The following is an 11,995-nucleotide window of genomic DNA, read 5'->3' on the forward strand; positions in this document are numbered from 1 at the left end:
ATCAGTCTATTTTTTGTTCAGCCAATCGTTTTCCTCAACATGTAGTAGACCACAACGCCCGCAACCACAAGTCCCCCACCAAAACGACGTAAAATATTATCGGGCAAATTGGTCATCGCAGAGATCATCTTCTTCCATGCTTGCGGGTAAAGCATCGGCCCTAAACCTTCCAGCACCAAAACCAGGGCAAGCGCCAGCCAGATTGTCGAATTCATTCATTATCCTTATAGAAAAAGAAAACCACCGACATCCCTGAGGATGCGGTGGCTTTATTGACCTGTACCGCAGTCGTTATCTTAACGCGTCGCGGAGCTCGGCGTCTTCATGTAGCGGAAGAAATCGCTGTCCGGGCTCATGACCATCACGTCCTGATTACCGGAGAAGCTATTCTCGTAGGCACGCAGGCTACGGATGAATGCGTAGAAGTCCGGATCTTTGCTGAATGCATCAGCAAACAGTTTGGCAGCTTCAGCGTCGCCTTCACCGCGCATGATACGACCCTGACGCTCTGCTTCTGCCAGCGTTCTGGTCACTTCATAGTCGGCAGTCGCGCGCAGTTTCTCCGCTTCTTCCTGACCTTGTGAACGGTGACGACGCGCTACCGCTTCACGCTCGGCGCGCATACGGTTGTAAATCGCTTCAGACACTTCGGTCGGCAGGTTGATCTGCTTAATACGCACATCGACAACTTCAATACCCAGCGCCGCCATACTGTTCGGGTTGATGACCGGAACTTTACCCTTCGTTTCAGCCGTTACGCGCTCTGCCGCTTCGGCAATAGCGTTATCTGCTGCTGGGGTAGTGACTTCATCTTCAGTACCCGCAGAACCAGAGTTCAGCGCGTCACGCACTTCCAGAGTCAGACGACCACGGGAATCGGTGACGATGTCTTTCACATCCAGGCGACCAATTTCAGAACGCAGACGGTCAGAGAACTTACGTTTCAACAGCACTTCCGCTTGCGAAATGTCGCCACCACCCGTTGCCAGGTAGTAACGGCTGAAATCGCTGATGCGCCATTTGATGTAAGAATCGACGATCAGGTCTTTCTTCTCTTTGGTCACAAAGCGGTCGGCCTGGTTGTCCATGGTCTGAATACGCGCGTCGAGCATTTTCACCGTTTCAATGAACGGTATCTTGAAATGCAGACCCGGCTCATAAACCAGAGGTTTGTTGTCATCGTCACGCAGTACCTTACCAAAACGCAGCGTAATACCGCGCTCACCTTCTTTGACGACAAAGACAGACATGTAAAGCACTACCAGCACGATGATGATAATCGCGATAACTGACTTACGCATCGTTATTCCCCCTGACGCTGGTAGTCGTTACGCTGCGCGTTGGCGCGGCGTTGGTCCATAATATCGCCCTGATTGGTGGACGACGTGTTGCTTGCCCCACTGGTCGTGGAGGAAGAGGCTGGCGGCAGACGCAGCAGATTGCTGGCACCGTTGTCGCTCTTCGCCGCAGGCGCGTTACCCCCTTTCAGCATCTGGTCTAACGGCAGAACCATCAGGTTGCCACCTTTGTCGTTAACCAGCACTTTGCGGGTGTTGCCCAACACTTTTTCCATCGTCTCGATATACAGACGCTCGCGAGTAATTTCCGGCGCGGCTTTATATTCCGGCAGAAGTTTAGCAAAGCGCGCCACTTCACCCTGAGCTTCCAGGATAGTCTGAGCCTTGTACGCACGCGCCTCTTCGAGGATACGTTGCGCCTGACCGTTCGCACGCGGCTGAACTTCGTTGGTATACGCTTCTGCTTCACGAATGTATTGCTGTTCGTTTTCACGCGCGGCAATCGCATCGTCAAACGCCGCTTTTACTTCTTCCGGCGGACGAGCAGCCTGGAAGTTGACGTCCAGCAGCGTGATACCCATGTCATACGGGCGGATAGTCTCTTCCAGTTCGCGCTGAGTATCGCTACGAATCACGGTACGACCTTCCGTCAGAATGCGGTCCATGGTGTATTTACCGATAACTCCACGCAGGGCGCTGTCGGTAGCCTGACGCAGGCTGTCATCCGGGCTGGTCACGCTATACAGATATTTTTCCGGATTGGTGACGCGGTACTGCACGTTCATCTCAACGCGCACTACGTTCTCGTCCGACGTCAGCATCACACCAGAAGCTGCCAGTTCACGCACGGCTTCCACGTTCACCGGTTTAACTTCGTCGATAAATGTCGGTTTCCAGTTCAGACCAGGCTCAACCAGATGGCTGAATTTACCAAAGCGTGTTACCACGCCGCGTTCGGCTTCTTTAATGGTGTAGAAACCACTGGCCGCCCAGATAATGACAATCGCTGCCGCTGCGATGGTAACGACACGACCGCCAAGCTGCGGGCGCGGGCCTTGCGATGAACTGCCACCGCCAGATCCGGTGCCTTTACCGCCGCCCAGACCACCGAGCTTTTTGCTCAGTTTGCGGAAGATATCATCTAAATCAGGTGGCCCTTGATCGCGACCGCCTTTGTTTCCATTTCCCTCAGAGTTGCCGCCAGGTTTGCTGCTTCCCCACGGGTCGCGGTCTTGTCCGTTATTACCGGGCTGATTCCACGCCATGTTTGTGCTCCATATTTGTTATGCGGTGATCCCTGTTGTCTTTCGACGCCAGAGGATATGACTCCACGCTTCAGACGCTTTGCCGGTTAGATCAGGTAATCGATCAACGCCGGTTCTTGTTTACAGAGGCGACGCCAGTCAACAATCGGCATACGAACTTGCAGACTTACACTGCCGTCCTCCTCCATCCACTCTTTTTCTATTGCCTGAAGCTGATAAAAACGACTTCTCAGACGCCCTTCCTGCGGCGGCAGACGCAATGTATGCTGCGCCACCTCACCGGAAAGCCGCTCCGTCAAAGCCTGAAAAAGCTGTGGTATCCCCGCTCCGGTCTGCGCAGAAAGCCAGACACGGATCGGTTTGTTCTCTTCGTCCCGATCAATACGCGGTTCGAAATCTTCCAGCATATCGATCTTATTCATCACCAGCAGGGTTGGGATCTCGTGAGCATCGATCTCTTCAAGAACCGTATTCACCGCTTCGATGTTTTCTTGTACACGCACATCTGCCGCATCAATGACGTGCAGCAGCAATGTGGCTTGCCGCGTCTCTTGTAACGTGGCTTTAAACGCCGCCACCAGATCGTGCGGCAAGTGGCGAATAAACCCTACGGTATCTGCCAGCACGGTTTCACCGACATCCGCGACGTCAATACGCCGCAACGTCGGATCGAGGGTGGCAAACAACTGGTCTGCCGCATAGACCCGTGCTTCGGTAATGCGATTGAAAAGGGTAGATTTACCGGCGTTGGTATATCCCACCAGCGAAACAGTAGGAACGTCGGCTTTGATACGCGATTGCCGCCCCTGCTCACGCTGCTTTTCAACTCTTTCCAGGCGCGACTGTATCTGCACGATGCGATTACGCAACAAACGACGGTCGGTTTCGAGCTGGGTTTCACCCGGACCACGCAAACCGATCCCGCCTTTCTGTCTTTCAAGGTGGGTCCAGCCACGCACCAGGCGCGTAGCCAGATGGCGCAGCTGCGCCAGCTCAACCTGCAACTTACCCTCATGGGTACGCGCACGTTGGGCGAAAATATCTAAAATAAGGCCGGTGCGGTCGATGACACGACACTCGCACAAACGCTCCAGGTTACGCTCTTGCGCTGGGCTCAGGGCATGGTCAAAAAGAACGACCGAAGCACCCGTCGCTTTGACAGCTTCCGCAATTTCAACTGCTTTACCTTCACCTACAAAATACTTTGGGTGTGGCGCTTTACGGCTACCGGTAATCACCTGCAATGCTTCGACACCGGCGGAAGAAACCAGAGATTCAAACTCCTGGAGGTCTTCCATATCTTTGTCTTGCGTAAAATAGATGTGTACCAGCACCGCCTGCTCACCAGCATCATAACGGTCAAACAAGCGTAAAACCCTCTAAATAGATCAGCGGGGAACGCAGGATCGCTGGCTCCCCGTGTAAAAAAACAGCCCGAAACCTTATTCGGTTTCTTCGCTGTCCTGTTGCGCGGAAGTATTCTGCGCGCTGCTACCATGATGGTAGTTACTGCTCGTACCGCCACCGGCGTTGTTACTGTGATGAGAAACCGGACGAGACGGGACAACAGTAGAAATCGCGTGCTTATAAACCATCTGGCTGACCGTGTTTTTCAACAGGATCACGAACTGATCAAAAGACTCGATTTGTCCTTGCAGCTTAATACCATTCACCAAATAAATAGAAACTGGAACACGTTCCCGACGCAGTGCGTTCAGGAACGGATCTTGTAAAGATTGCCCCTTAGCCATTCTCTCTTTTCCTTATATGCTTATTTGTACTTTGAACCTTTCGATTCTGAAAAAATTGCGCACGATACGTCTCAATTGTACACATTCAGCCTGCGATAGCACCAACAACCTGTAATACTTCGTCACGCGCCTGTTCTGGTTTTTCACTGTCAAGCCAGTGAACCCCTTCCCAACCACGCAGCCAGGTTATCTGCCGCTTCGCCAACTGTCTCGTGGCGCAAACACCTCGATAAACCATTTCATCGTATGAGATTTCGCCTTCAAGGTAAGACCACATCTGGCGATAACCCACGCAACGAATGGAAGGCAAATCCGTATGCAAATCTCCTCGGGCAAAAAGCGCCCGGACTTCTGCTTCAAAACCTGAAGCCAACATCTGATGAAAACGCTGCTCAATTCGTTGATGGAGCAGTTCACGGCTCGCCGGGGCGATGGCGAACTGATGCACCTGATACGGTAGAGCGTCTCCTGACGTTTGCGTCAGTTCCGTTAAAGTTTTACCCGAAATGAAAAAAACTTCCAGTGCCCGGGAAAGCCTTTGTGGATCATTTGGATGAATCCTTGCTGCCGCAACAGGATCGATCTCCTGCAGTTGACGATGCAATGACTCCCAACCTTGCTCTGCCGCTTGTTGCTCAATTCTGGCTCGTACTTCCGGGTCCGCCGACGGTAGCGGCGACAACCCCTCCAGTAACGCCTTGAAATACAACATAGTACCGCCCACTAACAGCGGGATCCGCCCCGCCGTCGTGATATCGGCCATTTCCGCCAACGCATCGCGACGAAAATCAGCAGCCGAATAAGCCTGCGACGGATCGCGAATATCCAGCAATCGGTGCGGCGCGGCGAGTAACTCTTCAGCGTTCGGCTTCGCCGTCCCGATATCCATCCCTTTGTAAATAAGGGCAGAATCAACGCTTATCAACTCTACTGGTAAAATTTTACGCAGCTCAATAGCCAGCGCAGTTTTACCGGAGGCCGTCGGCCCCATCAAAAAAATTGCCTTAGGCAGGCTCGCCTTACTGATATCACTCATCTTTCAGGGCTTTTATCGCCGGATGTAAATCAACAGATTGTAACAGACCACCCGGCGGCGTTTTCACAAGCTGCGGACATAACCGTTCTACATCCGCCAGCAGGGTAATAGCCTGAGCCATTGACCACTGCGTGTGTTCGCTCATCAGATTTCGTGCAATCCACTGCGCAATATTGCCAGGTTCGAATACGGACTGCTTCGCCAGGTAGCCTATCAGTTCAGGAATCAAGATTTGTAAATTTTGTTGGCGTAAGGGTAAAGGCACGGCTCTGATGGTCACATGCTGCGCATCAGACTGAAATTCAATGCCTAACTCCGCCAGAGCAGACTGCGCTTTTTCTAATGCCGATTTTTCTTCACCAGAGACTTTTAACCGCAACGGAATAAGCAACGGCTGAGCGCAAACTGGCGATTCCCCCGGCGTCAGTTGCACCTGACGCAGCCAGCGTTCCGCTACCGCCAGGGCTAAAAGTGAAATGTTGCCGTCGCGCTCCAGCAGCGCACAGTCGGAATGGACAATAGTCAGCACCCGACCAAAGCTTTGACCATTCGAGGCCAGCGTAAGTTCCTGAGGTTCTGGCGCTTTTGGTTTGAGCGTCGACGCAGGCGTTTGCAAAAGCTGGCGATACACTTCACCTTGCTGTTTCTGGTAGCCCGGTTGCGCGTTCGGCCAGGGAGCAGACTGGCGACTGCCTGATGCTGGCGCAGGAGTGTAGCGTGGAGCTACCGGCTCACGAACTGCCGGTTCTGCAAAATGATTACGCCCTGCGGCTACGCGGTTTTCCGGGATGGCGCGCGGTGCAGGTTGTGGTTCATCATCCAGCGGCAGCGGCGTTTCCAGTTGCTGTTGTAGCACGCTCAGCACACCCTGATAGATAAAGTCATGCACCAGACGCGACTGATGGAAACGCACCTCGTGTTTGGCGGGGTGCACGTTGACGTCCACCTGATGCGGGTCGATCTCCAGATACAGCACAAACGCCGGTTGCTGATCGGCACCCAGTTTGTCTTCGCAGGCCTGGCGGATCGCGTGATTGATCAAGCGATCGCGCATCATGCGCCCATTCACGTAGCAATACTGAATTTCCGCCAGTGCGGGCGTGGTGTGATTCGGATCTGCCACCCAGCCGCGCAGCGTGAGATCGCCGTGCTGCCATTCAATCGCCAGCGCATGTTCGAGAAAAGCGGTGCCACAAATCGCCCCTAAACGGCGTTCTTTTTGTCCGCCTTCCGGCACTGCGCGGTACTGGCGTACGATTTTGCCGTTATGCGATAAGTTGATAGTGACGTCAAAACGTGCCAGCGCGATGCGGCGGATGATTTCATCGATATGGTTAAATTCGGTTTTCTCGGTGCGCAGGAATTTGCGCCGCGCTGGGGTGTTGTAGAACAGATCCAGCACCTCCAGCGTCGTTCCCACCGGATGCGCCGCCGGTTTAACCGTCACGTCCATATCGCGCCCTTCGGCATAAGCCTGCCAGGCTTCCTGCTGTTCCGCAGTGCGCGAAGTGAGCGTCAGGCGGGAAACCGAACTGATACTCGCCAGCGCCTCACCGCGAAAACCCAGGCTGATAATGGCTTCGAGATCGTCCAGAGAGGCGATTTTACTGGTGGCATGACGAGCCAGCGCCAGCGCCAGCTCATCTTTTTTGATACCGCAGCCGTTATCACGAATGCGGATAAGTTTCGCCCCGCCACGTTCGATATCAATATCGATACGCGTCGCACCCGCATCGAGGCTGTTTTCCACCAGTTCTTTGACTACCGACGCAGGTCGCTCGACCACCTCACCTGCGGCAATCTGATTCGCCAGTTGTGGCGGTAAGACCTGAATGGGCATCAATAATCCTTAGTTTGGCAGTGTGCGATCTGGCGTCGTCACCGTACTGGCAGTTTGTGCCGTTGCACCCTGCGGCGCAGACTGCATCGGATGCGCAAGGAAGTAATTGCGCAGGCCTTTATAAATGGCTTCTGCCAGCTGTTGTTGGTAATCGTCGCTCGCCAGCAAACGTTCTTCGCTGTTGTTGCTGATAAAACCGGTTTCGACCAGTACTGACGGGATATCCGGCGAACGCAGAACGCCAAGGCTGGCGTGTTCTGGTCGACGTTTATGAATTTCGCCAATGCGTTGCAACTGGCTGATCATACTGGTCGCCACATCATACCCTACCCGCTGGGAATGACCGAACTGTAAATCCAGCACCGCCTGGCTTAAATACGGGTCAGACTGACTGTTCGCCAGCACATCGCCTGCCCCGCCCAGCAGCTCCGACTGTTTCTCGTGCTGTTCCAGCCAGCTTGCCATTTCACTGTTTGCACGACGGTTAGAGAGCACCCATACGGAAGCGCCGGTAGCACTGCGATTCGGAGCGGCATCAGCGTGAATCGACACAAGGAAATTGGCGTTTTGCTTACGTGCCACATCGCTGCGTCCCATCACCGAGATAAAGTAATCTCCGTCACGGGTTAGAACGCCCTTAAACATCGGATCATCATTGAGCAAAGTACGCAATTTACGTGCGATGGCGATGGTGACGTTTTTCTCCCGCGTACCGCCAGGGCCGATAGCGCCAGGATCCTGGCCGCCGTGTCCGGCATCAATAGCGATGACAATTTTATCGCCAGTGTTAGCCGTCGCGCGCGCTGCCGGACGCGTCACCGTATTGCTACTGATGACACCCGTAGCCCGGTTGCTCTCGGTTTTAAACGGATTGCGCGCCGGTTCGCTGACGCGCGGTGCAACAACGGCTGGCGTTTCAACACGTTTAGCAACCACTGGCGGCGGAGGAGGCGGTGGCGGCGCATCGGCGTTAATCGTAAAGACAACGGTGTAATTGCTACCATTCTGCCGCTTCACCGCTTCGGTTTTACCGTTTTCGGTGAGATCCACCACCAAACGCAGCGTTTGCGCATCTTTTGGCGTTCCAGAGCGAATCGCCTTCACCAGATTATTACCACTGAACAACAACGGCAGCCCCTGAATCACACCCGTTTGTTTGATATCGAGTGCCACGGTGCGTTTGCTTTGATGGCTAAATGCATAGTCAGGATCGCCAATAAAACTTAACGTTATCCGCGCCTGTTGATTGCCATTAGAAACCTGAATATCAGAGAGCGTAGCGGCGCCAGCCTGCGCGCACAGCAGCACCAACGTCGCTACCAACCAATTTCTGATGCGATACATCATCCCGCCACCTTCAAAGGTTAACCGGCTAAACGCGCCAGCAACAATTCACCCGCAGAGGAGACCGCACTCACGCGCGCCTCACGGCCTTGTGCCTGATAATCAATGTGTATTTCGACATCCGGGTCAGGAAGAACACCTGTACCTTGTTGTGGCCACTCCACCAGGCAGATGGCATCGTTGGCAAAATAATCGCGGATCCCCATAAACTCCAGCTCCTCGGGATCGGCAAGGCGGTACAAATCAAAGTGATAAACCATTAAGTTGTCGAGCGTATAGGGTTCGACCAGCGTATAAGTGGGGCTTTTGACATTACCCTGATGACCCAGAGCCTGTAAAAAGCCCCGGCTAAAGGTGGTTTTACCTGCGCCTAAATCGCCATACAGATAGATTACGGTTGCGCCATCGCAGGCTTTGGCTACCCGCTCGCCCAGGTCTAATGTTGCCTGCTCATCAGGGAGCGGAATTACTCGATTCATCATGGTTTTTATCAGTCACTTCCGGGTTAACAATACGCTGTAGCGTGGAAAAGAGATCGGTTGCCAGCATCCCGCGCGTACCAAAACGCGCCGCCAACACGTCAGCCGCCGCGCCGTGTGCGATACATCCAGCACAGGCGGCATCATATGGCGACAGTTTTTGCCCAAGCAATGCACCAATAATACCAGAGAGCACATCGCCCATGCCGCCAGTGGCCATACCTGCATTCCCGGCATCAATAATGCCTAAGTCATCAGGGTTTGCTGCGACCACGGTTCCGGCACCTTTCAGCACCGCTACGCCGCCATAACGTTGTACCAGACGTTGGGCGCAATGTAAGCGGTCACTTTCAATTTCTGCTACGGAACAGCCCAACAACCGTGCGGCCTCGCCAGGATGCGGCGTGATCACGCGATTGTGACGCTTATCGGGATTGATTGCCAGCAGGTTCAATGCATCGGCATCCCACAACATCGGTTTGCGAAAATTCTCCACTTTTTGCAGGGCTTTTTTCCCCCACTCTTGCTGACCCAGACCGGGACCAATCACCACCACATCGGCCCATTCCAGGCTTTCAGTTAAAGATTTATCCGTCAACTCGAACACCATCAATTCCGGACGTGCGGTCAGCAGCGGCGCAATGTTTTCGCTGCGGGTCAGCACTCTGACTAAACCTGCTCCAGCACGCAGCGCCGCTTCTCCCGTCATACGAATAGCCCCTGCCGTGCCGTGATCGCCACCGATAATCACCAGCCGCCCATGATCGCCTTTATGCGAAGACGGGCGACGCGGTTTCAGCCAGTGAGAAAGTTGTTCTGCAGAAAACCGCTGAATTTTCGTCTCCTGACTTGCCAGCCAACTGTCCAGTCCCAGCGAGTCAAAATGCAGTTGCCCGGTAACATCCCGCGCTTTGCCGGTTAACAAACCTGGTTTCAGCGCAATAAAAGTGATGGTTTGATCGGCGTTGATCACCGCGCCTGGCGCGGCTCCGGTTTGTACCAGCAGGCCGGAAGGGATATCAACCGCCACAATCGGCGCAGGATAGGAATTAGCGTGGTCGATTAACTGGCTAATGGATTCGCGGGGCGCTTGCTGCAAGCCGGTACCGAGCAACGCATCAACAATCAGATCTACCGATTCGGGCCAGACAATATTCGAGGCATGGATCTCGCCTCCCGCGTTTAACCATGCTTCGCGTGCCAGCGCAGCCTCTTCCGGTAACGGTTTGTCGCTCTCCAGAGCCAGCAACGTAACCTCAATACCGACCGCTTTTGCCAGCCGCGCGACCACGTAGCCATCGCCGCCGTTATTGCCATGACCGCACAGCACCAGCCAGTGGCGGGCGTCAGGATAAGCCGAACGACACACCTGAAACGCGGCTTCACCCGCGCGAAGCATCAGCTCATAGAGTGTAAGCCCCAGCGCATCTGCCGCTTCGCGTTCACCACGTCGGATATCGTCGGCGTGCCAGACGGTGTGTGGTATACTTACGGGGTTTTTCTTCATTGTATGGTCCGTCATGTCAGAGCCCCTCGATCTCAATCAGTTAGCGCAAAAAATTAAACAGTGGGGGCTGGAACTGGGCTTTCAGCAGGTGGGTATTACCGACACCGATCTCAGCGATTCCGAGCCAAAACTGCAAGCATGGCTGGACAAACAATACCATGGCGAAATGGACTGGATGGCACGTCACGGTATGCTGCGCGCCCGCCCCCACGAGTTATTGCCCGGTACGCTGCGCGTGATCAGCGTGCGGATGAATTACCTGCCTGCCAACGCCGCATTTGCCAGCACGCTGAAAAATCCCAAACTCGGCTATGTTAGCCGTTATGCGCTGGGCCGTGATTATCACAAACTTCTGCGCAACCGACTCAAAAAGCTGGGCGAGATGATTCAGCAACATTGTGTTTCGCTGAATTTTAGACCGTTTGTCGATTCTGCGCCTGTTCTTGAGCGCCCGTTGGCTGAAAAAGCGGGACTTGGCTGGACAGGTAAGCACTCACTTATCCTCAATCGCGAAGCCGGTTCGTTCTTCTTTTTAGGCGAGCTGCTGGTTGATATTCCGTTACCTGTGGATCAACCGGTCGAGGAAGGATGCGGTAAATGCGTGGCCTGTATGACGATTTGCCCGACCGGCGCCATCGTCGAGCCATATACCGTAGATGCTCGCCGCTGCATTTCTTATCTGACGATAGAACTGGAAGGGGCAATCCCGGAAGAGTTACGCCCGTTAATGGGAAACCGTATTTACGGTTGCGATGATTGCCAGCTTATCTGCCCGTGGAATCGCTATTCGCAACTGACAACTGAAGACGATTTCAGCCCACGCAAACCATTACACGCACCGGAACTCATTGAGTTATTCGCCTGGAGCGAAGAGAAGTTTTTAAAAATAACAGAAGGTTCAGCGATTCGCCGTATAGGCCACCTGCGCTGGCTGCGTAATATCGCCGTAGCATTAGGCAATGCCCCCTGGGATGAAGCGATTCTGGCGGCGCTGGAAAGTCGTAAAGGTGAGCATCCACTTCTTGATGAGCACATAGCGTGGGCGATTGCGCAGCAAATCGAGAGACGAAATGCATGCGTGGTTGAGGTTCAACTACCGAAAAAACAGCGTCTTGTTCGGGTGATTGAAAAGGGCTTACCACGCGACGCCTGATTCATCCACAGCTTGTGAATAAAAATAAAAACGTATTGCAATTCAAGCCGGAAAAAATCGTCAAGCGATCAATACGACAAATCGAAACCTTAATTTTCAATTTAAATATCAACACGTTAAGAATTTACTATTCACCGTGCGAAGTTTTTCTGAAATTAAGATTACAGCCTGAACCTGTGGATAACTCTGTTTACAAGAGTTTGTCAGAGACAACAAAAACCAGCAATAACGCATCGCGTCGCTGTGGATAGTTTATTGAGAGGAGAATTTGGAGCGGGAAACGAGACTCGAACTCGCGACCCCGACCTTGGCAAGGTCGTGC

The 11,995-nt window shown here is 53.6% G+C and carries 12 protein-coding genes; 1 reads left to right on the forward strand and 11 read right to left on the reverse strand.

Going from position 1 to position 11,995, the window contains the following annotated elements; genetic code table 11:
- Positions 1–17: 17 nt before the first annotated feature.
- The 10 genes from BEG40_RS15125 to nnr all read right to left on the reverse strand — a co-directional run bounded on the left by BEG40_RS15125 (position 18) and on the right by nnr (position 10,535).
- Positions 18–215: a DUF2065 domain-containing protein gene (locus BEG40_RS15125; protein ID WP_001089300.1), complete on the reverse strand. Its 198-nt coding sequence runs from the start codon at positions 213–215 to the stop codon at positions 18–20.
- 81 nt (positions 216–296) lie between these two features.
- The gene (gene hflC / locus BEG40_RS15130; protein ID WP_001232411.1) at positions 297–1,301 is read right to left on the reverse strand and encodes a protease modulator HflC; all 1,005 of its coding nucleotides are present in this window, start codon (positions 1,299–1,301) and stop codon (positions 297–299) included.
- A 2-nt stretch (positions 1,302–1,303) separates the two neighbouring features.
- A complete protein-coding gene (hflK, locus tag BEG40_RS15135; protein WP_105285676.1) occupies positions 1,304–2,563 on the reverse strand; it encodes an FtsH protease activity modulator HflK in 1,260 nt (419 codons plus the stop codon).
- A gap of 86 nt (positions 2,564–2,649) precedes the next feature.
- Positions 2,650–3,930 carry a ribosome rescue GTPase HflX gene (gene hflX, locus BEG40_RS15140; protein WP_000460360.1) on the reverse strand — a complete coding sequence of 427 codons (1,281 nt, stop codon included), beginning with the start codon at positions 3,928–3,930 and terminating at the stop codon, positions 2,650–2,652.
- A 75-nt stretch (positions 3,931–4,005) separates the two neighbouring features.
- Positions 4,006–4,314 carry an RNA chaperone Hfq gene (gene hfq, locus BEG40_RS15145; protein ID WP_001051883.1) on the reverse strand — a complete coding sequence of 103 codons (309 nt, stop codon included), beginning with the start codon at positions 4,312–4,314 and terminating at the stop codon, positions 4,006–4,008.
- An 85-nt stretch (positions 4,315–4,399) separates the two neighbouring features.
- Entirely contained in the window at positions 4,400–5,350 is a 951-nt protein-coding gene (miaA, locus tag BEG40_RS15150) for a tRNA (adenosine(37)-N6)-dimethylallyltransferase MiaA (protein WP_001280353.1), read from the reverse strand.
- Positions 5,343–7,190, reverse strand: coding sequence for a DNA mismatch repair endonuclease MutL (mutL, locus tag BEG40_RS15155; RefSeq protein WP_105285677.1), 1,848 nt, complete (start codon positions 7,188–7,190; stop codon positions 5,343–5,345). Before mutL ends, miaA begins: the two co-directional genes overlap by 8 nt.
- Positions 7,191–7,199: 9 nt before the next feature.
- A complete protein-coding gene (gene amiB / locus BEG40_RS15160) occupies positions 7,200–8,537 on the reverse strand; it encodes an N-acetylmuramoyl-L-alanine amidase AmiB (RefSeq protein ID WP_016159970.1) in 1,338 nt (445 codons plus the stop codon).
- Positions 8,538–8,554: 17 nt separating this feature from the next.
- Positions 8,555–9,016 (reverse strand): tRNA (adenosine(37)-N6)-threonylcarbamoyltransferase complex ATPase subunit type 1 TsaE, encoded by a 462-nt coding sequence (tsaE, locus tag BEG40_RS15165; protein ID WP_000981977.1) that lies wholly within the window; start codon positions 9,014–9,016, stop codon positions 8,555–8,557.
- Complete coding sequence (nnr, locus tag BEG40_RS15170; RefSeq protein ID WP_105285678.1) at positions 8,988–10,535, reverse strand: bifunctional ADP-dependent NAD(P)H-hydrate dehydratase/NAD(P)H-hydrate epimerase; 1,548 nt, start codon at positions 10,533–10,535, stop codon at positions 8,988–8,990. The genes tsaE and nnr overlap by 29 nt, the downstream gene beginning before the upstream one ends.
- Between nnr and queG the strand changes: the two genes are divergently transcribed.
- Positions 10,534–11,673 carry a tRNA epoxyqueuosine(34) reductase QueG gene (queG, locus tag BEG40_RS15175; protein WP_001294201.1) on the forward strand — a complete coding sequence of 380 codons (1,140 nt, stop codon included), beginning with the start codon at positions 10,534–10,536 and terminating at the stop codon, positions 11,671–11,673. The two genes, nnr and queG, sit on opposite strands and share 2 nt — an antisense overlap.
- On the opposite strand, the gene BEG40_RS15180 is transcribed toward queG, so the two are convergent.
- Complete coding sequence (locus BEG40_RS15180) at positions 11,656–11,709, reverse strand: hypothetical protein (protein WP_105285681.1); 54 nt, start codon at positions 11,707–11,709, stop codon at positions 11,656–11,658. The genes queG and BEG40_RS15180 overlap by 18 nt on opposite strands.
- Positions 11,710–11,995 lie beyond the last annotated feature (286 nt).

The organism is Escherichia sp. MOD1-EC5495 (assembly GCF_002965965.1).
Classification (GTDB): Bacteria; Pseudomonadota; Gammaproteobacteria; order Enterobacterales; family Enterobacteriaceae; genus Escherichia; species Escherichia ruysiae.